The sequence below is a fragment of the Rickettsia sp. Tenjiku01 genome (assembly GCF_001653015.1).
In the GTDB taxonomy this organism is placed as follows: Bacteria; Pseudomonadota; Alphaproteobacteria; order Rickettsiales; family Rickettsiaceae; genus Rickettsia; species Rickettsia rickettsii.
Map to the genome: position 1 here is coordinate 92075 of NZ_BCMR01000003.1, position 23705 is coordinate 115779.

Below are 23705 nucleotides of genomic sequence, written 5' to 3' on the forward strand. Positions count from 1 at the left end.
TTTTTAAAAAGTAACTTCGGTAATTACTTCTTTTCCCGTATAACCTAAAATGTGATTTAGAAAATGAATAAGTATATCCTTATTTTTTTCTGTACCGAAAATTTTTAAAAATGTATAGTTATTTTTAGGGTCTAAGAAACGTGAAATTAGCATAATAGTCTATATTTTTATATATCATCACTTCATTATAGCAAATTCCAAGAAATTTGCTATAATACAATTTCCTAATATGTAAATCATTATGATTAGTAAAATTAATTTTGTAAAAATGCATGGTCTCGGTAATGATTTTGTTATTGTTAACAAACGAGATTTATCAAGTTCATATGATTTATCGCAGTTAGCAAAAAATATGGCTGAGCGTCATACAGGTATTGGTTGCGATCAGTTTATTCTTTATGAAGAGCATAATGATTTTTATGAAATGATTATATATAATATAGACGGCTCTAGTGCTAAATTATGCGGTAATGCTACAAGATGTTTAGCCAAGTTAATTTATCTTGATACGGGAAAGCAAGATATTACCATAATGGTAGGCAATAAAAAATTGCTATGTAATGTTAATGATGAAAATAATATTAGCGTTAATGTAGGAAGCGTGAGTTTTAATGAAGCTTGGATGCCAAGTCGTGATAAAGTTTGGGAGTTTGCAGAGCGTTATATGATTGATTTAAAGGAAACTATTTGCGTTGATATAGGTAATCCGCATGTAGTTATTTTTAGTAAGTTAGAACCTCAAGATCAAAAAATTGTTGGTGAAAGATTGCAGGCTAAGGAATTATTCGCAGATGGGGTAAACGTTAATTTTGCTGAAGTAAAAGATAATAAAATCTATTTATCCGTTTGGGAGCGGGGGGCAGGGTTAACGCTTGCTTGCGGAAGTGGAGCTTGCGGTAGTTTTGCTGCCGGTTTAAAGTGCGGTTTTATCCATTCACCAAGTACTATAGTCTTTAAGCACGGTAACCTTACTATGAAAGAAGAAAACGGTAATATAATAATGCAAGGGGCAGCTACGCTTGTAGCACGTGGGGAATATTATTGTGAGCAATAATTTAAGACAAAACGTAGTAACATTTGGCTGTAGACTTAATATTTACGAAAGTGAGATAATACGAAAAAACTTGGAATTGTCGGGTATCGATAATGTAGCAATATTCAATACTTGTGCGGTAACTAAAGCAGCTGAGAAACAAGCAAGACAAGCTATACGCAAGGCTAAAAAAAATAATCCTGATTTAAAAATTATTGTTACCGGCTGTAGTGCTCAAACAAGTCCGCAAATGTACGGTAATATGCCGGAAGTTGACAAAGTTATAGGTAATGAAGAGAAGTTATTACCTAATTACTACCAAATTACCGATGCAAAAATAACAGTTAACGATATAATGTCGGTGAAAGAGACGGCAAGTCATTTAGTAAGTAGCTTTGACTGTAAGTCTCGTGCTTTTATTCAGGTACAAAACGGTTGTGATCATTTTTGTACTTTCTGTATTATCCCTTATGGTAGAGGCAAAAGTAGATCAGTAGCAATAGGAGCTATAGTAGAGCAGGTAAAGCATTTGGTATTAAACGGCTTTAAAGAAGTAGTTTTTACCGGTGTCGATGTCACGGCTTATGGTAGTGATTTGCCAGGAAGTCCAACATTCGCACAAATGATTAAACGAGTGTTGAATTTAGTTCCTGAATTAAAGAGGCTGAGATTATCTTCAATAGATGTTGCAGAAATAGATGATGAACTTTTTGAGCTTATAGCTTATAGTGAAAGGATAATGCCGCATTTTCATATTAGCTTGCAAGCAGGTGATGATATGATATTAAAACGTATGAAAAGACGTCATAATAGAGCCAACGTAATAGAGTTTTGTCGGAAGCTGCGGACAATAAGACCGGAAGTATCTTTTGGTGCGGATATTATAGCTGGTTTCCCGACTGAAACCCCTGAAATGTTTGAAAATACAAGAAAATTAATTTCAGAAGCGGAATTACAATATTTACATGTTTTTCCTTATTCGGAAAGAGAAGGAACGCCTGCAGCACGTATGCCACAAGTACCTAAAAATATAAGAAAAGAAAGGGCAGAAATTTTAAGGCAAGAAGGGCAAAACCAGTTGACCGAATTCTTTAAAAAACATATAGGACAGAAAGTGGAGTTATTAGTAGAGAATAATAATATTGCCCATACCGAAAATTTCATTCCGGTAAAGCTAGATAAACCTTTAGAAATAGGGCAGATATTTAAAGCGAAGTTGGTGGGGATAGAAGAGAATTATATGAAGTGTATGTTGGTTTAACGTCATTGCAAGGAGGTATTGTTGCGTAGATACTGAAGGTCGTCATTGCGAGGAGCCGTAGGTGACGCGGCAATCCAGAAAATAATTAAAAAATTCTGATTTACAGAATTTTTAACTGGATTGCTTCATCAATTGCTATGCGATTTCCTTGCCATGACGGATAAACAGGTCCACACAACAATGCCCGCTCGCAATGACGTTCTACCGTACAATAAAAAATCAAAAACAAAAAAACAATCATGGAAAATATAGAAACAATATTAAGGCTTGCTGAGGACAAAATCTTATTAGTACAAAACTTAAAAGCTCTGCAAGAATATAAAGTAGCATTTTTAGGCAAGAACGGTATAGTGACCGGTGAGCTTAAAAAATTAGGTAGTTTAAATGAACAGGAACGTAAAGAATTTGGCTTAAAAATCAATAAATTAAAAGATAATATACAGAATATAATAAAAGCAAAAGCAGAAATTTTAGAGGAGCAGGAACTAAATTTTAAACTTGCTGCCGATAAAATTGATTTAACAATCCCTGCACGGAGATATAAACAAGGTTCTATTCATCCAATAACACAATGTAGTGAGGAGTTAATACAAGTATTTTCGCAGTTTGGTTTTACTATAGAAAACGGACCGAATATCGAGAATGATTTTCATAATTTTACCGCTCTCAATTTTGAAGATGATCATCCCGCAAGGCAAATGCATGATACTTTTTATTTGAAAAGTCAGGAAAATAATAAGCCGCTGTTATTACGTACTCATACCTCAACAGTGCAGATTAGAGCTATGAAAAACGGCAAACCGCCTTTTAGGTTTATAGCACCGGGTAGGACTTATAGATCGGATTCGGATATGACGCATACGCCAATGTTCCACCAAATAGAAGGGCTTGTTATGGATAAAAATATCAATATGGGACATTTAAAATATGTTATCACGACATTTATAAAAAGCTTTTTTGAAAATTCTAATATTGAATTACGTTTTAGACCCAGCTTTTTCCCATTTACCGAACCTTCTGCCGAAGTTGATATTCGGATGAATAAAAACGATAAATGGCTTGAGGTCCTCGGTTGCGGGATGGTTCATCCCAACGTGCTTAAAAATGTTGGTATTGATAGCAGCGAGTATCAAGGTTTTGCTTTTGGGCTTGGAGTAGAGCGTTTTGCAATGTTAAAATATAATATCAAAGATTTACGACAATTTTTTGAAGGAGATATGCGTTGGCTTAAACATTATAATTTTGGGAGCTTTGATATACCGAATTTAGCAGGAGGGCTTACGAAATGAAATTTACGTTATCATGGTTAAAACAATTTTTAGAGACATCGGCTTCAGTTACTGAAGTTGCCGAAGCCCTAACAGCTATTGGCCTTGAAGTGGAAGAGGTGATAGATAAAGCGGCGGAATTACAAAAGTTTGAAGTAGCATATATTACAAATATTAAACCTCACCCGTCAGCTGATAAATTAAAGCTTTGTGATGTTGAGACTAAAAGCGGTATGCTGCAAATAGTTTGTGGTGCGCGTAATGCAAGAGCAGGTATAAAAGTAGTACTTGCAAATATCGGAATAGAAATACCAAACGGTAAATTTAAGATTAAGGAGTCTGTTATTAGAGGCGAAAAAAGCTGTGGTATGCTTTGCTCTGAAGAGGAATTACTGCTAGCTTCAGAGTCTGAAGGGATTATAGAGCTATCTGAAGATGCCGTAGTTGGAGAGAATTTTACTAAATATTATGGTTTAAATGATCCTATATTTGTTATTAACGTTACTCCTAATCGTGGTGATGCACTTGGAGTTTACGGCATCGCAAGAGATTTAGCAGCTAAAGGCATAGGAATACTTAAAGAGCTAGAAATTGCGGCAATAAAGAGTACATTTATTTCTAAAATGAAGCTTAACGTGCAAGATAAGGAAGCCTGTCCGTTATTTACTTTTAGAGAGATAAGAAATTTAAAAAATAAACCAAGCCCTGATTGGTTACGGAAATTATTAAAAAATGTTGGGGTAAAAACTATTTCAAGTTTAGTGGATGTAACAAATTATATTTCCTATAGCTTTGGGCAGCCGATGCATGCTTACGATGCAGATAGGATAAAAGGGGGAATTACTGTAGCACGTCATTGCGAGAAGCGTAGCGACGAAGCAATCTCAGGACAACAAAATGAGATTGCCACGGCTGCTTTGCAGCCTCGCAATGACGTAGCTAAATGCCACGCCCTAAACGGCAAAGAATATTTACTTACAGAACATGATTTAGTTATAAAAGATGAAAGCGGTATTCAAGGTCTGGCCGGTGTCATTGGTGAGGCTGATAGTAGTTGTACTGATAGTACGACTAATATAATACTCGAGGCTGCTTGTTTTAATGCTAAAATGGTTGCAGCTAGCGGGCGAAGGTTCCAAATTGATACGGATGCTAGATATCGTAATGAGCGTAATATCGATAGAAATTTTACGGAAAAGGCTTTGGATATAGCAACTAATCTTATTTTGTCAATATGCGGAAACGGTGAAGTATCGGAAGTAGTGAAAGTCGGTGAAAAAGAGTCACAAAAAAAACCTTTAGATTTTTCAGCATGTTATTTAGAAAAAATTACAGGAATTAAACTAAATATCAAAGCGATAGAAGCCATATTAAATAAACTAGGATTTATTACGGATGTTAAAGGTGAGATTATAAAGGTAATAGCTCCTTCTTGGCGTCACGATATAACTATTTTAGAAGATATAGCTGAAGAAATCGCTCGTATTTACGGCTATGATAAAATAGAGAGTATAAAATTACCCGAACTAGACCAAGATAATAATAAGCTAAGAGAGCATAAAAGAATATCTAGTTTTAAAAGGATATTAGCAAGCAAAGGCTATGATGAGGTAGTAACTAACTCTTTTATGAGTAGTGAAGATGCAAAGTTGTTTGCTGAATTAAAAGAAGAGTTATTTTTGCTTAATCCTATTAGCATAGGAGACAATTATATGCGTCCTACTATACTGCCGAATTTGTTAAGTATAGTAAGTAAAAATCTAGCACGCTCTATAAAAGATATGGCTTTTTTTGAAGTTGGACCAAGTTTTATAGATTTAAATACGGAAGCAACTTATTTGACGGCAATTATAAGCGGTTCATATAATAATAAAAATCCTCATTCGCTTGGACGAGGCTATGATGTTTTTGATCTTAAAGGCGATTTAGAGTTGGTAGCTGATTATGCAGGACTATCTATAGATAAATGTATAGCAACAAATGGGACAGCATTGCCACAATATTATCATCCAACTAGAGCAGTAAATATAGGGCTTGGTAAAAATTTATTAGGTCATTTTGGGCAGATACACCCTAAAATCTTGAAATATTACGATATTAATCAGGAAATATTTGCATTCGAGCTAAATATTACGAATTTGCCGTTGATAAAAGCTAAATTTGGTAAAAGAGACGAATTTGCAGTATCGGATTTCCAAGCTAATTTTAGAGATTACGCATTTATTGTTGGTCAAGATCATAGAGTCGGTGAAATAATATCATATATAAATAATTTTAATAAAAAGCTTATCAAATCAGTTATATTATTTGATATTTATACCGGTGATAAATTACCTGAAGGTAAAAAATCTATAGCGGTTAAAATAGAGCTACAAGCAGATGATCGGACGCTATCTGATACTGATTTAAATTCGTTCAGTAAAGATTTAGTTGTTGCCATCTCACAAAAATTTCAAGGAACATTAAGAGAATAACAATATGTTAAAATTAATAGTTGAAACAAAAACATTAGTTCAGTCCCTAGGGTTTGCAAGTTCCGTTGTTGAAAAACGTAATGTAATATCTGAATATGCAAACATTAAATTATCGGCAAAAGACAGCAATCTAGAGCTTAGTTCTACTAATATGGATTTGTACTTAAGTCAAAAAATAGCAGTACAGGTAGTAAGTGAAGGTGAATGTACCGTTTCTACGAAAACTCTAAATGATATAGTCCGAAAACTTCCGGATTCCGAGCTTACATTAACAGATCTCGGTACAACGGGACTTGAGATCAAAGGAAAAAATTGTAAATTTAATTTATTTACTTTGCCGGTTAGTTCTTTTCCTGCAATGGATAGTATTAATCCTGAAGCAAGTTTTAAAATTTCCTGCACGGATTTTGCTAAAATAATCGAATCGACAAAATTTTCGATTTCTTTAGATGAAACTCGTTATAATTTAAACGGTGTTTATTTACACATAAAAGACAAAGAGTTTTGTTCGGCAAGTACCGATGGGCATAGACTTTCGATTTCATGGGTAACATTAGAAAAACAAATAAAGAATTTTGGAGTTATATTACCGCAAAAAAGTGCAGAGGAAATTTTAAAAATCGTTAAAGATCCTAAAAATATAAATGAAGATATAGAAATTTTATTAAATAGCAATAAGATTAAATTTATATGTAACGAAAATACTATTATGCTATCAAAGCTTATAGACGGTACTTTCCCTGATTATAGTACTTTTATTCCGGAAAGCAGCAGCTCAAAATTAGTAATTAATCGAAAAATGTTTGCAGATAGTATAGAAAGGATAGCGATAATAACCGTTGAAAAATTTAGAGCAGTAAAATTATCGTTATCTCGTGAAACCTTAGAGATTAGTGCCGTCGGTGAAGCAAGAGGTAACGCAAAAGAGGTTATTAATTCTTCACAAGATAAGGAAAGTTTTTATGAATATAATAGTGATGAGTCTTTAGCTATAGGCTTTAACCCGCAATATTTGGAAGATGTCTTAAAAGCAGTGAAATCGGATTTAGTAGAACTATATTTTTCAGATGTTTCAGCACCGGTACTTATTAAATTTCCTGAGAATCCTAAAGATATTTTTGTCGTCATGCCTGTTAAGGTGTAAGTGTTATGAGAACCGGAATATATAAGCATTACAAAGAAAAATTATATCAAGTTATAGATACTGCAACATACTGAAACTTTGCAAGAGTTATATGATAATTTCCAGCTTCTGGGTAAGGCCGCTTGAAATGTTTAACGAAAAGGTTTTATTACACGGCAAAAATATTCCACGTTTTGAATTTATTTCTGAGAAATAATTAAATCTGCCCTATGTTATTCCCGCATAGGCGGGTATGACATCGAGTGGTTTTTTTTGAGTCATATAACAATGCCAAAGAACAGTGGGAAGAAATAATTTTTGACTAATAGCTAAAGCTTCTCTATTATTTCCCTCAAGCACACTAATTAAATATTGGTTATGAAGAAAATTATCGGATTATTTTTTGTAATTATACTTAGTGCAATAAGTACTAGTATCTTAGCGGGTGATTATCCAAAAACAGAACGAGAGCAGAAATGGGACGAAGTAGGTTCTATAGCAGGTGAAGAAGGATTAGTGTTTAGACCGGGTAGGGTTAAGAATGAATCTACTAAAGCTGTAGGAGGTTCAGTTAATAAATATCTCTGGCAAGCAGCATTAGAGACTATCAGTGTTGCTCCTCTTGCATCAGCCGACTCAAACGGCGGCGTGATTATTACGGAATGGTATAGCCCACGTTCTAATCCTAATTTTCGATTTAAAATAAATATATTTATTAAAGACGATGTAATCAGCCCTGATTCAATCGAAGTGAAAGTATTTGAAGAAATGCTTAAAAATAAACAATGGGTACTTAATGAAAACACCTCAAATCTTGCTATCACGATTGAAGATAAAATTTTAAGAAAAGCTAGAGAGATATATATTAATAGTGTGAGGTAATAACAGTATTGCCGTCATTGCGAGGAAATTACGGAGTATTTGATGAGATTGCCGTGCAGTCTACGACTGCTCGCAATGACAATACAGTATATAAATTAAAAAAATATGAACCAAATAGAACAAAAATGGCAGTACATTTGGCAAGAAGAAAAAGCTTTTGAGGTATCAAACGCGAGTAGCAAGCCAAAATATTACGTACTTGAAATGCTACCTTATCCTTCCGGTAAAATCCATGTAGGTCACGTACGCAACTATTCTATAGGTGATGTTATTGCAAGGTTTATGACTATGCAAGGTTTTAATGTGCTTCATCCGATGGGCTGGGATGCTTTCGGGCTACCTGCCGAAAATGCCGCAATAAAAAATAATTCTCACCCAAAAAAATGGACATATTCTAATATCAAGAATATGAAAAAGCAGCTAAAATCTATGGGCTTTTCTTATGATTGGTCTAGAGAGATAAATGGTTGCGATCCTGAGTATTATAAACATGAGCAGAAATTCTTTTTAGAGCTTTATGAACGAAATCTTGTTTATCAAAAAGAATCATTTGTTAATTGGGATCCGGTTGATAATACCGTGCTTGCGAATGAACAAGTTGTAGACGGGCGTGGTTGGCGTTCAGGTGCAATAGTTGCAAAACGTTATTTAAAGCAATGGTTCTTAAAAATTACCGATTATGCTGAAGAATTATTAAACGAAATTCAGAATTTAAAAGAGTGGCCTGAAGCTGTTCGGTCTATGCAAGAGAAATGGATAGGTAAATCGATAGGTGCTAATTTGCATTTCAAAATTAAGGATAATGAAGAGACTACTATAGAAGTATTCTCAACCAAACCTGAAACCATTTTTGGTGCTAGCTTTATAGGCATTGCCTTTAATCATCCGATAATAGAGCGGTTAGTTTCTAAAACACCTGAAATACTCGCTTTTATAACTCAATGCTCGCATATTACAAGAAGTAGCGAACTAGAAAAGGCTGAAAAGGAAGGTGTATTTACCGGTCTTTTTGTTACTCATCCTTTCGATTCAAATATAGTTTTACCGGTTATTATTACTAATTTTGTGCTAATGGATTATGGCACTGGTGCAATATTTGGTTGCCCTGCTCATGACGAATGTGACCATGAATTAGCTGTTAAAATGAATTTATCTATTAAACAAGTAATTAAAGCAGATATGGATGTACAAAAGACCGCTTATACGGAAGATGGAATTTTAATTAATTCGGATTTTCTAAACGGCTTAACTAGTAACGAAGCAAAACAAGAAGTCATCGGAGAATTTGAGAAACTAGGCATAGGTAAACGCAGCGTAAATTATCGTCTAAAAGATTGGGGGATTTCAAGGCAGCGCTTTTGGGGATGTCCTATTCCTATGATTCACTGCGCAATTTGTGGCATAGTGCCCGTACCTTACAAAGACTTACCCGTTACTTTACCTGATGATGTAAATTTTGACGGTCACGGTAATCCGCTTGATCATCATCCTAGTTGGAAACATGTTAATTGTCCGAAATGCGATAAGCCGGCTGTGCGTGAAACCGATACTTTTGATACATTTTTTGAATCATCTTGGTATTTTACGAGATATTGCAATAGCAATGCTACAGAGATGACTGATAAAAAAGCTTGTGATTACTGGCTACCGGTCGATAAATATATAGGCGGCATTGAACATGCGGTAATGCATTTATTATATGCAAGGTTTTTCACAAAAGTAATGAACGAACAGAATTACGTAAGCGTTCGAGAGCCTTTTAAAGGGCTATTTACTCAAGGTATGGTGCTGCATGCCACTTACAAAGATGAACATAATAATTGGTTATATCCTGAAGAAGTAGTTAAAAAGGGTAATGAATTTTTTCATAAAGAAAGCAATAATAGAGTAGTGCAGGGACGTATTGAAAAGATGAGTAAGTCTAAAAAGAATCTCATCGATCTTGAGACAATGCAAGAGCAATATGGGGCAGATGCTATTAGGCTTTTTGTACTGTCCGATAGTCCGCCTGAGAAAGATCTAGAATGGTCGGCAAGCGGTATTGAAGGCTGCTCACGTTTTATTAATAAGCTTGAGTATATGTTGAAGGCGATAGATGCTTTAAAAGATGATGTGAATAGCGAGGTTAATAAAGAGCTTAATAGGTTAGTACATTTTACAATAAAGCACGTCGCCGAAGATATAAAGCATTTTGCCCTAAACAGAGCAATAGCACGTATGCGCGAGCTTTCTAATGCTATATCTGCTGAAATATCCAAAGATAAAATTGATGTTAAAACCGTAAGGCATGGCTTTAATGTTTTAGTACAGCTACTAAATCCTTTTATCCCGCATATTACGGAAGAAATTTGGCAAAAGCTTGGCAATAAAGAGCGATTATATAATTTGTCTTTTCCTGCATTTGATGAATCAATGCTAGAGTTAGATACATATATTATGGCAGTGCAGGTTAACGGCAAACTCCGTGATACCTATGAGTTTAAAACTTCCGTAAGTGAAGATGAAATAAAGCAAGTTACCGTCAGTCTGCCAAAGGTACAAAAGTTCTTAGAAGGGAAAGAGCCGAAGAAGATTATCCTCGTTCCTCGTAAAATTGTGAATATACTCGTTTAATTTGGAAAATTGGCTACGTCGTTTTGGTAAGTCTTCGGATGCTCACGTATTAAGTATATGCTCCGCTCCTCGGCTTACAGACTCCTTGCTCTTTCCAAGTTAAACTGCGTCTATCTACTTTTTATTGATCAGAAGTATATTATTTTTTGAATCTGTCATCCCGCGACTTGATCGCGGGATCTAGTTTAAAATACTAAAATTATTAGTACTTCAAGTTGTTTTTAAATACTGTAGTCAAGCCGCAGTATGATACCTAGCATACTTTTATTGTATTACCACCATACTAACCCAAAAAAAGTAGTAGTATGACCTAAAACTACCTCCTTATGTTTATCGAATGAAGCGTCATAATGCTGCTTCGTCTCATTTATAAAATTACTGTTTGCAGCACCCTTATAATTCTGATAAGATGAAGTTTCATAATGCCGCTTCTAAGGTAATAGTAAATATTGTTTATTAGCATTAATACTTTTATCTATTATTTGGCTGCCTACCAAAATGCGGCAAAAACACCGCCATCAATACTTAAAGTGTCTTTTTCTGTTTCACAAGTTATTATCCTAGGATAACAGAGGTTTGCTATACTATCTAGACTTAGATTTAAATTTGACTCTGAATCTAGCACGTCTATTTTTTTTCTATTAGTCATAAAGATCCCCTTTTAGTTACTAATTAATTAAACTTTTTGTATAACTTGCGTCTAAGGGTAAATTTGTATATCAATCCAGTACTCACATCCTTACGTATTTTTATGTACGCTGCGGTGGCAAGTGTTTCGGTGTTTCCTTCAAATTCTTCCTTATTAGCTACATTATGCAATAAGTCTATTGTAGGCTCAGTAATTTAAAAAAATCAATTAGCTACTAATAGACTGTCTGTAATAAATTTTAACCGGTAATTTAATTTTTTTGCTGTAAATTATAAGATTTTTTTGAAATAGGAACTGCTATTTCTGCAATAATCTTCAATTATTAATTAAAATTTATTACAGATAGACTATTAAATAGTGGGCCTGATTTTATACCTGAAGTCAATAAATGGTATTAATAAATTAATGCATGAAAATATCGATTTCATTCCAACCGATAAGGTCTAAATTAGCTCTTATCGGTAAAAAACGGAAAATATCTTGGGCAAGTTCATACCTATTTTCTTTAAGTAGCATTTTTTGTAAAATATCTTTTAACTGATGCAAATAAAGCACATCTTTTGCTGCATATTCTTTTTGTTCTGAAGATAAATTATCCGCACCCCAATAGGAAGATTGTTGTTGTTTTGAAATATTTATATTAAGCAATTCTCGGCACAAATCCTTAAGCCCATGACTATCGGTATAAGTTCTAACTAGTTTTGAAGATATTTTAGTACAAAAGATATTTTCTAAATCTATACTTAAATATTTTTTTATGGATGCTAGATCAAATCTAGCAAAATGAAATATCTTACATCTAGTTTTATCTAGTAATAATGCTTTTACATTAGGAGCTGTATAATCTTGATTTGTAAAATGAACAAGATGAGCTTCACCATTGCCGTTACTAAATTGTAGCAAACATAGTTTATCTCTATGTAGATTTAGTCCCATTGTCTCGGTATCTATAGCTAGATCTCCTTCAAGTTCAAAATTATTAGGTAGGTCGTTTTGATAAATTTTTATAGTCATAAATGATTTTTAATTCCTTTGAATCAATAATGTTGTTGTGCGGATCGAAAAACGCGTTCTGTGTCATACCGTAGCTTGACCACGGTATCAAAAAAAAATTAAAAAAGACTGGATCCCGCGATCAAGTCGCGGGATGACAACAAAGTTTTGTTATTGGTGATTAAACACCTGCTCATTTGGAGCAGCTACTCCTAAAACTTTCTTTGCTTGTTCTTCTAACATATCTTTATTTAGAGATTCCGTTCGAAGTAATTTGACGTTATGTTCAAGTTCTACTCTTTCTGCTCGTAAGCCTTTTAGTTCATCATAAGCTTTTTCAAGCTGCCTATTTACTTTTAAATATGCAATAATCCCTTTGTTACCATATATGCAATGAAAAACAAAATATCCAAGCAGTAAAGCTAAAAAGATATTTAAAATTATTTTTTTAGAATGATTATTTAAATGTATTATCATAAATATATCTTCATAAGAAATAATATCAGAGCGGTTAAAATAATACTATCAAATCTGTCTAGCACTCCTCCATGACCGGGTATTATATGACCGCTATCTTTAATATTAAATTTTCGCTTAAAATATGAAATAAATAAATCACTTAATTGAGCTATTAATGCTAATATACAACTAATTATAAACAAATAAATTTTATTTGAAAAATAGTAATTTTCAATATGAAAGTTTGGTATAAAACTAACTAATACCGCAACTAAACCTGTTGATAATACTCCCGTCACTAAACCGCTCCAGGTTTTTTTAGGACTAAGTTTCGGAGCAAGTTTTGCTCCTTTAAAAGTTTTGCCTCCAATCATAGCGAAAGTATCTACCGACCACATTATGCAAAAATAAAGCATAATAAGCCATCTATTGGTATCTTCCATACTTAAAAATATTAATAGGCTTATAGGAATCGGAATAATAATTAGCCCGATTAATAGATCAGGAATAGAAGAGTAGGTCATATTATACCATTCACTTAACATTCCGGTACCTACTAATATCATTAGAATATAGAATAAAGGCTTACACCATAATATAGCTATGACAAATAACGGAACTAAAACTATACCGGACAGGATTCTTAAATATATGTTTGATTTTTGTTTATCTTTTACCAAATGTTCTTTTCCTTTTTGAGTAATCATTTATAGCTTCTTGTATATCATATTTATTAAAATCAGGCCAATATTTGGGTGAGAAATATAATTCAGCATAAGCTGCTTGCCAAAGCAAGAAATTACTGATGCGATAAACCCCGCCCGGTCTTATTAATAAATCTACATCCGGCATTTCAGGATCATATAAAGCGTGTTGTATATCGCTGTCACTTACTGCTTTTTTACCGCTTGTAATAATTTTTGTGCAGGCATCAACTATTTCTTGACGACTTCCATAACTAAAAGCTATACAAAGCGTTATTTTATTATTATTTTTTGTTAATTCTATAGCATTATTTATTTGTTTTTGCAATGAGCTACTTAATAAAGTCAGCCTACCTATTACTTTTATTTTAACGCCGTTTTTATATAAATTATTTAATTCGGTTTTTAAATAAATACTTAATAATCTTATTAAGAAATCTACTTCCGTGCTTGAGCGTTGCCAATTTTCGGAAGAGAAAGTATATAAAGTTATATAAGGTATGTTAAGGTTAAGAAACTCAGGCAGTAATTCACGAATTTTATCGGCTCCTGCTTTATGCCCTTCAGATTTTGTTAAGTTATGCTGATCTGCCCAACGAGCATTACCGTCCATTATTATTGCTAAATGTTTTATGTTAGTCATTATTTTATATTTTAGATGTTGCTGCATGGCTCGATTTTTCCGTCATTGCGAGCGACTGCAAGGAGCGTGGCAATCTCATGAAACAATATAAAATTTCTGAGATTGTCACGCCCTCGGCTTTGCCTATCATTGTAATGACGATTTGGTATCTACACGGGAATGACATCGGTAGTCATATTTTAGGTATTTCGATTCTTACCGATAGCCCGCCTAAATCCTTGCTATCTTCTAAATAAATAGAGCCTTTATGATCGTTTATTATTTCTTTAGTAATAGCAAGCCCAAGCCCTACGTTACTTGCATTATCAAGCTGTCTTGCTTTATCCGATCTATAAAATGGTTTAAATACAAGGTGTGTTTCCGTATCATCTATACCGGGACCGTTATCCTCAATAATTATAGCTACGGTAGATGAATTATCTTTTGAGGATATCTTAATTTTAGTTCCATATTTTATAGCGTTACCGATTAAATTAGACAAGGCTCTTTCAAAAGAATGCGGCTTAATGCATACTTCTAGTTTATCTAAATTAGTAGATTTTATAAATTCAATATTTACATGTGGCCATTTGTTAAAAAAACGTTCCATCCAAGGTAATAATAAAATGTCTTCAAATTCTTCTGTATTTTCACCTTTAGCAAAATCTAAATAAGAATTTATCATTTGCTGCATAGTTAATATATCTTGTTTTAACCCTTCGATTTCTTCGCTTTCTTCCATCAATTCAAGTTGTAGCTTCATTCTTGTTAAAGGAGTTCTCAGGTCATGAGAAATCATAGCAAGCATAGTGGTTTTTTTAGTAATTTGTTTTTCAATACGAGCTTTCATTTTTAAAAAAGCAAGCCCTGCTTTTCTTATTTCTAAGGCTCCTGAAGGTTTGAAATTTTTGCCTTTTAAAACACCGCGCCCAAATTTATCCATGCTATCCGCAAGAGTGAGTATTGATTTAATTTGATTTTTGGAGAAAATAATAGAAACAGAAAGTAATATAACAGTTAAAGATATAATCCATAAAACAAATATATATACTGTAGGATTAAGTAGTAACTTTGCAGGAAAAGTAATATATAATACTCCATCTTTTAATTCTAAAAACACTTCAATTTTATTTTCCTTATTTAGTTTAACTATATTTTTTTCATGGATTTTTGTAGCTAAAATATTTTTGAATATAGTTAAAGGTTCACCTAATTTAGGCTGTTTTATAGATAACTTTTTATTAAGCTGAAACTGATAAGATAAATTAAGATAATTTTCCGATAAATGGGTTATCTCTCTTGAATTATTTCTATGTTCTTTAATCAATGATTCTATTTCATTGATAATAATAGTACTAGTATAATATGAAACATTATACCAATGACGATCGTAAAACAAAAATATAGCAACGATTTGTCCTATTAAAATCGGAATGATTATAATAAACATAAACCGTACAAATAATGTTCTCGGTAAAGCATATTTCAAAGAGCTTGATACAAGCGAATTTTTCAAGATTCGTCTGTGCTCACGTATTTTTATACGCTGTGTAGGCTCGCTTTTAAATTCATCTTGTCTGAAGCTCTTTGAAATATGCTGTAATAATTTAGATATAAAGTGCATAGCCCTCATTACGCACAGTTTTTAAATATTTCGGCTCTTTTGGGTTGTCTTCTATTTTGCTTCTTATTCTTGTAATTTGTACATCGATAGAACGCATACTAAGCCCTCCCATTATTTTTGACAGTTCAAAACGACTGGTAGATTTACCGGAATTTTTTATTAATATCTCAAGTAATTTTTGTTCAGTAGAGCTAAGAGATACAATTTGATTATTCTTGGTAAATTCTTTTGTATCGGAATTATAAAAATTATTGCCGAATTTAATTATATTCGTTTCTTTTTTAAAGTTATTATAATTATTGATTAAGTTATTTATCCGAAGTAATAATTCTCTCGGTTCAAAAGGTTTAGTTATATAATCAGAGGCACCGGCTTCAAGTCCTTTAACACGGTCATCGGCTTCCGATAAAGCAGTAAGCATAACTATAGGAATATTATTACCGGCATCCCTTATAGTAGTAGCAAAATCAAGCCCTGTTATTTCAGGTAACATAACATCTAAAATAATTAAATCATAATTAGAAGTTTTTAATAGATTTTTAGCTGCTATGACTGAGCTTGCCGTTGATACTAAAAACGCGTTTTTATTTAAAAATTGCTTTAAAAGTGCTAATATTCTGCTATCATCATCAACGATTAAAATATGTGCTTTGTATGTATGCATACTCGTTTAATTTAAAAAAATTGTATTTCACTATTGTCATCCCGTGGCTTGACCACGGGATCTTATGTCGCAGGCTGTGTTCTGAGATCCCGCGATCAAGTCGCGGGATGACGTTAAATACTACTGGATTCCCGCTTTCGCAGGAATGGCATAAGAACTACGGCCGTATAGCTCATGACGATTGACAATACTTTAATATAAATATAGGTTAATGACAATGATAAAACTAGAGCAAATTTTTTGGCATGTTTGGATTAACGGTGATTTAGTTCCTTATCAATTTGCAAGGATTCATGTTTTGACTCATAGCCTGCATTATTCAGGATCGGTATTTGAGGGTGAGAGAGCTTATAACGGCAAAGTTTTTAAACTAAAAGAACATACGGCAAGATTAATAAAATCAGCAGAAGCATTAGGTTTGAAAGTACCTTATAATGTAGACGAGATAATAAAAGCTCATGAACTTGTAATAAAACAAAATAATATTAAGGATGCATATATAAGACCGCTTATTTGGTGCGGAGACGAGTCGCTAAATATCACTAATCAGTATTTATCTACTAATCTTTTGATTGCCGGTATTCCATCTATGCTGAGGTCTTGTGAGAAAGGTATAAATTTGCATGTAAGCCGCTGGCGTAAAGCAATGCCTGATAGCACCCCGGTACAATCTAAATCCGCCGCTCAATATAATATGGCAATAACAAGTAAAAAAGAAGCTAAGGCTCTTGGCTATGATGATGCATTATTACTTGATTATGCAGGGTATATTGCTGAATGCACTACAACAAATATTTTCTTTGTTAAAGATAAAATATTATATACTCCAATTGCCGATAGGTTTTTAAACGGTATAACAAGACAGACTATTATTGAAATTGCAAAAGATTTAGGTCTAGAAGTAAAAGAAGAGCGTTTAAAATTAGAGCAAATAGAGGATTTTACCGGATGTTTTGTTACAGGCACGGCAATTGAGGTACAAAATATTGATTCTATAGATCTTGGCAATAAAAAGATTATTTTTGATGATCATAAAATTGCAGATCGTTTGAAAGAAGAGTATAGGCGTGTTGTTAGGGAGTAGAAGAAACGTCATTGCGAGCAGTCGTAGACTGCGTGGCAATCTCATGAAATAATAACAATCTCCTGAGATTGCTTCGTCGAATTACTACTTAATGCTTCTCGCAATGACGATTTAATAAGCTAAACAATTAAAATCAAAAAAATCATGCATAACATATTTAAAGGTTTAATTACCGCACTTATAACACCTTTTAAAGATAATAAGTTAGACTTATATGCTTTAGAGAGAATTGTAAAACATCAAATAAAGCATGAAGTCGATGCAGTATTAATTGCAGGCTCAACGGGAGAAAGTAGTAGTTTAAGCTTTGAAGAATATAAATTATTATTGCAAACTAGCGTAGAAATCGTTAATAAGTGTATTCCTATAATAAGCGGGTGTTCATCAAATAATACTACTTATGCAAGAGCACTTGCAGCGGAATCTACAAAAATCGGCGTAGATGGTTTTATGGCTAGTCCACCATCTTATGTCAAACCTACCCAACACGGGATTTATAAGCATTTTGAAGCATTGCATGAAGCGTGTAATCTACCTATTATGTTATATTCAGCTCCAACTAGAAGCGGAGTAGATTTTTCTGATGAGACAATATTGAGACTTAGCAAGCTACCGCGTATTTTAGCATTAAAAGATTGTGGTGTAGATTTAGAACGTCCATTGCGGATCAGAACAACAGTTAAAAAGGATTTCAATATTTTAACCGGTAATGATGAAGTAGTCTTAGCTTTTAACGCTCAAGGTGGGGTGGGGTGGACTTCTGTAGCCTCTAATATTGTTCCTAATATATGTAAAGAGCTATTAGAAAAATGGAATAAGAACGATACTAAAGGAGCATTAGAAATCCATCAGAAATTACTACCTTTATATAAAGCATTATTTGTAGAATCTAATCCGATTCCGATAAAATATGCTGCACATTATTTAGGTTTATGTGAAAATGAAATTAGACCCCCATTAACTGAAGCAAGCGATAGTGCCAAAAAACAAATTGAAAACATCATAACATCACTATCTATAAAAATATGACCGAATATAAGAAAGTTATTGCACAAAATAAGAAAGCCCTTTTTAATTATTTTATTGAAGAAAGATTAGAAGCGGGTATTGTATTAAAGGGTAGTGAAGTACGGTCTCTGCGTCAAGGCAAAGCTTCTATAGAAGAAAGTCATGCGGCAGATACCGGACATGAGGTATTTTTGTATAACTGCCATATTGCAGAATATGAAAAAGCGAATAGATTTAATCATGCTACTCGTAGACCGCGTAAATTATTGTTGCATACTAAAGAGATAAAGAAAATTATCGGTAGAATTAGAATAAAAGGCTATACGCTAGTAGCTCTTTCTATGTATTTTAATAAAAACAATAAAGTGAAAGTTGAACTTGGTATTGCTAAAGGTAAGAAATTACATGATAAAAGAGAGTCAATTAAAGAAAAAGACTGGAAAAGAGATCAGAGCAGATTAATAAGACAGAAGTAATGGACTTTGCTACACCGGATGACAAGCCGGCTTTGTTACATAGCTCGTTTTATGTCATTCCCGCTTTTGCGGGAATGACATATAGAATTACTTAGACTTTAGGAAGATATTAAATTTTAAAAAAGGTATTTATGCAGCATATTATAGGTAAAATATTGGTTATATTTATAGTTATAATAGGAGTTTTATTTGTTTTCAAAACAATGAAAACTTATTCTACAAATCCGGTTTCCGTTGAGGTTAAACAAAGCGAAGATGCAAGAAAATGTGAAGAGGAAAGAGTACAAGAAATAATCAAAGATTATTTGCTTAAAACTCCGGAAATAATAATAGAATCAATAGAAGGGTTGCAAAAACGTAAAGTACAGGAAAATGAGACTAAAGTTAATAACTATATAAAAGATAATAAGTTAAATATTGAAGATAGCACAAGCTTTCCTGTTATAGGAAATAAAGACGGTGATGTAACAATAATTGCTTTTTATGATTACAATTGTTCTTATTGTAAAAAAGGCGATGTTTCTATAAATGAATTATTGCAAAACGATCCACAAGTTAAAGTTGTATTACGACCGCTTCCTATCCTTGGAGATGTTTCCGAATATCTTGCAAGAATAGTTTTAGCCGTTTATAAGGTTAATCCAAGTAAATTCAAAGTTGTTCATGATGAATTAATTATAAAAATAAGAGATGTTTCTAAGGAATCTATAAAAGAATTATTAACTGAGAATGGCTTAAATGCTACGGAAATTGAAGAAATTGCCGATAGTAATGAGATTAAAGATTTAATTACTCAAAATATGAAAATAGCTAGAAGTCTTAGAATTCAAGGAGTACCTGCGTATATAATCGATTCAAAATTAATACCGGGGTTAATAGAGTTCCCACAATTACTAAATATAGTTAAAGAAATTAGGGATAATTAAGAGTGCTTAAGAATTGTTGCGTAGACCAGTAAATGCTTTTTATGTTATATCCCCGTGAAAGCATTGTTGCATGGATACCAAATCATCATTGCGAGGAGCGAAGCGACGTGGCAATCTTGTCAAGCATCCTGAAATTGCTTCGTCAATTACTTACGTAATTTCCTCGCAATGACGACCTTCAGTCTCCACGCAACAAGGCCTAGTAGGAATGACAGCAATTGCTCTTGAATAACTTTAGCCTTTATTTAGTAAATCTAACATAGTTTTACCGATATCGGCAGGGGATCTAGTTATAGTTACGCCGGCACTTTGTAGAGCTTCAAGCTTATCTTCGGCACTTCCTGTTTTGCCGACAATAATAGCTCCGGCATGTCCCATTCTTTTACCTGGAGGTGCTGTAATACCTGCAATAAAGCTTACTATAGGTTTCTTGATTTTTGACTGCTTGATAAACTCAGCTGCATCTTCTTCTGCATTACCGCCAATTTCACCGATCATAATAATTGCTTTTGTTTCATCATCTTTCAAAAACATCTCAATACAATCAACAAAATTAGTGCCGTTAACAGGATCGCCGCCTATACCGACACACGTAGATTGTCCAAGTCCTACTGCTGTTGTCTGTGCTACTGCTTCATAAGTTAGAGTACCTGATCTTGAAACAATACCTATTGTTCCTCTTTTATGAATATGCCCAGGCATAATACCAATTTTACATTCACCCGGTGTGATAACTCCAGGGCAGTTAGGACCGATTAATCTAGTTTTAGAACCGACTAAAGCACGTTTTACTTTCACCATATCAAGCACCGGAATTCCTTCCGTTATACATACTACTACTTCAATTCCGGCATCGATTGCTTCTAATATCGAATCAGCGGCAAAGCCGGGCGGAACATATATAACGCTTGCATTTGCACCGGTTTTTGCTTTTGCTTCATGTACGGTATTATATACAGGTAAATCAAGGTGAGTATGACCGCCTTTACCGGGTGTAACACCGCCAACCATGTTAGTGCCGTACGCTATCGCTTGTTCAGAGTGAAAAGTTCCTTGTAAACCAGTAAAACCCTGACAGATAACTTGTGTTTTTTTATTTATTAATATTGCCATGTTAAATAATGTTTATTGTTTTTATTTTACTTTGATGTTATCCCCGGGACTTGATCGCGTGATCCAGTCCTTTTTTAATTTTTTTATGGATACTGTGGTCAAGCCACGGTATGACACTGAACTGGTTTTTCGAGGCATACAACAAGGTCAATGCCTGTATAGCTCATGATGGTTATCTACCGTATCGCTTCAACTATTTTATTTGCCGCATCTGCTAAATCATGTGCTGGTATTATTTCTAAACCGGAATTTGATAAAATTTCTTCGCCTTTTTCAACGTTTGTACCGGCTAAACGAACTACTAACGGTACTTTTATACCTATGTCTTTTGCAGCGGCAATAATCCCTTCTGCTATAATATCACAACGCATGATACCGCCGAAAATATTAACTAGAATCCCTTGTACTTCTTTATCAGATAAAATTATTTTTAAAGCTTCTTTTACACGCTCACGATCAGCTCCACCACCGACATCCAAGAAATTAGCAGGCGCAGCACCGTAAAGTTTAATAATATCCATAGTGGCCATGGCAAGACCGGCACCGTTAACCATACAACCGATATTACCATCCATTTTAATATAGCTAAGTCCTGCATTTGCTGCTCTAGTTTCTAGAGGATCTTCTTCATCATGATCAAGCATTGCCGTAATATTCGGATGCCGAAATAAGCCGTTATCGTCAAAAGTAATTTTTGCATCTAAAGCTAATAAGTTCCCGTCGCTATTTACAATTAATGGGTTGATTTCAATTTGTGCTGCATCGGTTTCAATAAAAGCATTATAGACTGATCTTACTATTTCTTTCATCTGTTTAGCTTGGTTATCCTTAAAGCCTAACTCATAAGCTATGCCTCGCATATGAAAATCTTGTAAACCGGTTGCAGGATCAACGGAAAATTTAATAATTTTTTCCGGAGTTTTTTCTGCTACTTCTTCAATATCAACTCCTCCTTCTGTAGAAGCTATAAAAGTAATACAGCTAGCCGATCTATCAAATACTATACTAAAATAATATTCTTTTAAAATATCACAACCTGATTCGATATAAAGACGGTTTACTTTTTGTCCTTGAGGTCCTGTTTGATGCGTTACTAAATTAATACCAAACATGTCATGAGCAACTTTTTTGGCTTCTTCTGTACTCTTAACAACCTTAACACCGCCTGCTTTACCTCTACCACCGGCATGTATTTGTGCTTTAACCACATATACTTCCGTATTTAATTTATCTATGGTTTCATTAATTTTTTCGGTTTTCGTAACAACTAGCCCGGTGGAAGTAGGTACGCCGTATTGTCTTAAAATCTCTTTTGCTTGATATTCATGAATATTCATTTTAAATAATTTATTTAAATTGCTATTAATTTTTATGGATAAGATGCATTTTTAACTTCTCGTACTATGTCTTTATCAAAAGTGATAAACTTATTAGCACTATTGACTTCTCCTTCTGCAATAATCATATAATCGGCAAAGTCTGCTTTACCTTTAATATATTTCTCAGTAGCTAATATTATTATGTCTTGATGCCCAATGATAAAGCCGGAATTATCAATAAGATTAATTACTGCTTCATAAATTTCCTGGCGAGTAAATTTATTTACTTTTAGCACCCATACAAATTCAAGTAATACATATGATGCAATAAAAATCTTATTAGTGATGTTATTTCTTAAGAAATTTTGAGCTGCTTTACCTTGTATTTCATCATCTTCAAGAAAAGTACGAGTTAAGATATTAGTGTCAATTCCTATCATTTTCGATAACCGCAATACTAATAGCTTCATCTACATCCACTGGACCGTTTTTAGCTTTATGTTTACCTTTACCAAAAAAGCTATAGATATCTTTTTTTATAGGAAGCAATTCTAATGTTTCATTTTTTTTGTAGTTAATTATTAACTCAGAGCCTGAATGTAAACCCAGTTTATTTCTTATATATTTAGGTATAACTACCTGTCCTTTCGATGAGATTACTACTCTGGCACTTTTACTCATAATACTAATATAGTAAGTTATCTGATCTTACTTTGTATATAAAACACAATTTATTATATGTCAATAAGTTTATAATGAGGTTACTCATTCAATATCCTCTTTAATACGTTATCTTTCCTAATAAAGTGATGATATAATGCAGCTAGTATATCAAAAATTAAGGCAGTAAATAAGCAGCCTTTTTATAGATTTTTTTAAAGATTTTGGCAAATTGTAAATCTGGAGCAAAAGAATTTATAGTAAACAAACCATAAAATCAATATGATGGTTTGATAAAATAGTTATTAGAAAGCCACTTATCGGCATTAATAACATTAAAAGCTATAGCAAATATTAATATTAGCGGCTTTTTTTGCCAATTCGGCATATCTTCCGGTAGCAAAACATTAGCATTATAGAATTTCCATAAAAGCCTTATTATTACTAAAGATAAAACAACTATACCGGTTGCTTCATGTATCCCGTATAATTGCCCTTTTAAAGGAAGTTCTAAGAAATTATCCATTAAGACACCGACAACGAGCATTACTATAACTATAATGCTCATGATCCAGTGAAAAAGTTTTGCAATTAAGCCGTAAGAATTTTCAGTTTTTGTAAATAGCATGATAGTACTCAAACTTACTTAATGTCATTGTCGCTCTTCTGTGTCATTTTCCTGCGAAAGCAAGAATCTAAAAAACAATAAAAAATACTAAAATTATTAGCATTTTTAACTAGAGCCCATGG

Annotated in this window: 24 protein-coding genes and 3 pseudogenes; 12 read left to right on the forward strand and 15 right to left on the reverse strand. The window is 33.4% G+C overall.

Annotated features, from left to right (window positions below; all coding sequences use genetic code 11):
* Positions 1-3: 3 nt before the first annotated feature.
* Positions 4-153 carry a PD-(D/E)XK nuclease family transposase gene (locus TENJIKU01_RS10480; protein WP_082894442.1) on the reverse strand — a complete coding sequence of 50 codons (150 nt, stop codon included), beginning with the start codon at positions 151-153 and terminating at the stop codon, positions 4-6.
* A gap of 88 nt (positions 154-241) precedes the next feature.
* On the opposite strand from TENJIKU01_RS10480, the gene dapF reads away from it, so the two are divergent.
* The 8 genes from dapF to leuS all read left to right on the forward strand — a co-directional run bounded on the left by dapF (position 242) and on the right by leuS (position 10654).
* Positions 242-1054 (forward strand): diaminopimelate epimerase, encoded by an 813-nt coding sequence (gene dapF, locus TENJIKU01_RS00910; RefSeq protein ID WP_064428849.1) that lies wholly within the window; start codon positions 242-244, stop codon positions 1052-1054.
* On the forward strand, positions 1029-2294 hold the full coding sequence (mtaB, locus tag TENJIKU01_RS00915; protein WP_082894443.1) for a tRNA (N(6)-L-threonylcarbamoyladenosine(37)-C(2))-methylthiotransferase MtaB: 1266 nt from the start codon (positions 1029-1031) through the stop codon (positions 2292-2294). The genes dapF and mtaB overlap by 26 nt, the downstream gene beginning before the upstream one ends.
* Positions 2295-2533: 239 nt before the next feature.
* Positions 2534-3583 carry a phenylalanine--tRNA ligase subunit alpha gene (gene pheS, locus TENJIKU01_RS00920; protein ID WP_064428851.1) on the forward strand — a complete coding sequence of 350 codons (1050 nt, stop codon included), beginning with the start codon at positions 2534-2536 and terminating at the stop codon, positions 3581-3583.
* On the forward strand, positions 3580-6036 hold the full coding sequence (pheT, locus tag TENJIKU01_RS00925) for a phenylalanine--tRNA ligase subunit beta (protein ID WP_064428852.1): 2457 nt from the start codon (positions 3580-3582) through the stop codon (positions 6034-6036). The genes pheS and pheT overlap by 4 nt, the downstream gene beginning before the upstream one ends.
* A 4-nt stretch (positions 6037-6040) precedes the next feature.
* Positions 6041-7180, forward strand: coding sequence for a DNA polymerase III subunit beta (gene dnaN / locus TENJIKU01_RS00930; RefSeq protein WP_064428853.1), 1140 nt, complete (start codon positions 6041-6043; stop codon positions 7178-7180).
* A 127-nt stretch (positions 7181-7307) separates the two neighbouring features.
* The gene (locus TENJIKU01_RS09345; protein WP_231839134.1) at positions 7308-7376 is read left to right on the forward strand and encodes a hypothetical protein; all 69 of its coding nucleotides are present in this window, start codon (positions 7308-7310) and stop codon (positions 7374-7376) included.
* A 161-nt stretch (positions 7377-7537) separates the two neighbouring features.
* A complete protein-coding gene (locus TENJIKU01_RS00935) occupies positions 7538-8041 on the forward strand; it encodes a DUF3576 domain-containing protein (protein WP_064428854.1) in 504 nt (167 codons plus the stop codon).
* 105 nt (positions 8042-8146) lie between these two features.
* On the forward strand, positions 8147-10654 hold the full coding sequence (leuS, locus tag TENJIKU01_RS00940; protein WP_064428855.1) for a leucine--tRNA ligase: 2508 nt from the start codon (positions 8147-8149) through the stop codon (positions 10652-10654).
* Here leuS and TENJIKU01_RS10485 read toward each other — a convergent pair.
* From TENJIKU01_RS10485 to TENJIKU01_RS00970, 8 genes and pseudogenes are all read right to left on the reverse strand, one after another.
* Positions 10651-10747, reverse strand: a pseudogene (locus TENJIKU01_RS10485) (palindromic element RPE5 domain-containing protein); the annotation flags it as partial. The gene leuS and the pseudogene TENJIKU01_RS10485 overlap by 4 nt on opposite strands.
* 397 nt (positions 10748-11144) lie before the next feature.
* Positions 11145-11303, reverse strand: a complete 159-nt coding sequence (locus TENJIKU01_RS08750; RefSeq protein ID WP_172795000.1) for a hypothetical protein — start codon at positions 11301-11303, stop codon at positions 11145-11147.
* Between the two features lie 402 nt (positions 11304-11705).
* A complete protein-coding gene (locus TENJIKU01_RS00945) occupies positions 11706-12317 on the reverse strand; it encodes a ribonuclease D (RefSeq protein ID WP_064428856.1) in 612 nt (203 codons plus the stop codon).
* Between the two features lie 150 nt (positions 12318-12467).
* Positions 12468-12773 (reverse strand): FtsB family cell division protein, encoded by a 306-nt coding sequence (locus TENJIKU01_RS00950; RefSeq protein WP_012150781.1) that lies wholly within the window; start codon positions 12771-12773, stop codon positions 12468-12470.
* Entirely contained in the window at positions 12770-13462 is a 693-nt protein-coding gene (locus TENJIKU01_RS00955) for a phosphatidate cytidylyltransferase (protein WP_064428857.1), read from the reverse strand. Before TENJIKU01_RS00955 ends, TENJIKU01_RS00950 begins: the two co-directional genes overlap by 4 nt.
* On the reverse strand, positions 13422-14129 hold the full coding sequence (gene uppS / locus TENJIKU01_RS00960; RefSeq protein WP_172795001.1) for a polyprenyl diphosphate synthase: 708 nt from the start codon (positions 14127-14129) through the stop codon (positions 13422-13424). The genes TENJIKU01_RS00955 and uppS overlap by 41 nt, the downstream gene beginning before the upstream one ends.
* A 145-nt stretch (positions 14130-14274) precedes the next feature.
* Positions 14275-15705 (reverse strand): palindromic element RPE3 domain-containing protein, encoded by a 1431-nt coding sequence (locus TENJIKU01_RS00965; RefSeq protein WP_172795002.1) that lies wholly within the window; start codon positions 15703-15705, stop codon positions 14275-14277.
* Positions 15689-16369 carry a response regulator transcription factor gene (locus TENJIKU01_RS00970; RefSeq protein WP_064428859.1) on the reverse strand — a complete coding sequence of 227 codons (681 nt, stop codon included), beginning with the start codon at positions 16367-16369 and terminating at the stop codon, positions 15689-15691. Before TENJIKU01_RS00970 ends, TENJIKU01_RS00965 begins: the two co-directional genes overlap by 17 nt.
* Positions 16370-16580: 211 nt before the next feature.
* On the opposite strand from TENJIKU01_RS00970, the gene TENJIKU01_RS00975 reads away from it, so the two are divergent.
* The 4 genes from TENJIKU01_RS00975 to TENJIKU01_RS00990 all read left to right on the forward strand — a co-directional run bounded on the left by TENJIKU01_RS00975 (position 16581) and on the right by TENJIKU01_RS00990 (position 19863).
* Positions 16581-17453 carry a branched-chain amino acid transaminase gene (locus TENJIKU01_RS00975; protein ID WP_064428860.1) on the forward strand — a complete coding sequence of 291 codons (873 nt, stop codon included), beginning with the start codon at positions 16581-16583 and terminating at the stop codon, positions 17451-17453.
* Between the two features lie 144 nt (positions 17454-17597).
* Positions 17598-18482 (forward strand): 4-hydroxy-tetrahydrodipicolinate synthase, encoded by an 885-nt coding sequence (gene dapA / locus TENJIKU01_RS00980; protein WP_064428861.1) that lies wholly within the window; start codon positions 17598-17600, stop codon positions 18480-18482.
* Positions 18479-18937 carry an SsrA-binding protein SmpB gene (smpB, locus tag TENJIKU01_RS00985; RefSeq protein ID WP_064428862.1) on the forward strand — a complete coding sequence of 153 codons (459 nt, stop codon included), beginning with the start codon at positions 18479-18481 and terminating at the stop codon, positions 18935-18937. Before dapA ends, smpB begins: the two co-directional genes overlap by 4 nt.
* Positions 18938-19068: 131 nt before the next feature.
* The gene (locus TENJIKU01_RS00990; protein ID WP_064428863.1) at positions 19069-19863 is read left to right on the forward strand and encodes a DsbA family protein; all 795 of its coding nucleotides are present in this window, start codon (positions 19069-19071) and stop codon (positions 19861-19863) included.
* Between the two features lie 234 nt (positions 19864-20097).
* Here the strand turns inward: TENJIKU01_RS00990 and sucD are convergent, their stop codons facing one another.
* The 6 genes and pseudogenes from sucD to TENJIKU01_RS10500 form a co-directional block, all read right to left on the reverse strand.
* Entirely contained in the window at positions 20098-20976 is an 879-nt protein-coding gene (sucD, locus tag TENJIKU01_RS00995; protein WP_064428864.1) for a succinate--CoA ligase subunit alpha, read from the reverse strand.
* Positions 20977-21152: 176 nt separating this feature from the next.
* Complete coding sequence (gene sucC, locus TENJIKU01_RS01000; RefSeq protein ID WP_064428865.1) at positions 21153-22313, reverse strand: ADP-forming succinate--CoA ligase subunit beta; 1161 nt, start codon at positions 22311-22313, stop codon at positions 21153-21155.
* Between the two features lie 32 nt (positions 22314-22345).
* Entirely contained in the window at positions 22346-22735 is a 390-nt protein-coding gene (locus tag TENJIKU01_RS01005) for a PIN domain-containing protein (RefSeq protein WP_064428866.1), read from the reverse strand.
* Positions 22722-22976, reverse strand: coding sequence for an AbrB/MazE/SpoVT family DNA-binding domain-containing protein (locus TENJIKU01_RS01010; RefSeq protein ID WP_012736399.1), 255 nt, complete (start codon positions 22974-22976; stop codon positions 22722-22724). Before TENJIKU01_RS01010 ends, TENJIKU01_RS01005 begins: the two co-directional genes overlap by 14 nt.
* Positions 22977-23133: 157 nt before the next feature.
* Positions 23134-23291: pseudogene (locus TENJIKU01_RS10495) on the reverse strand (cytochrome B).
* A 109-nt stretch (positions 23292-23400) separates the two neighbouring features.
* Positions 23401-23583: pseudogene (locus tag TENJIKU01_RS10500) on the reverse strand (cytochrome b); the annotation flags it as partial.
* Positions 23584-23705 lie beyond the last annotated feature (122 nt).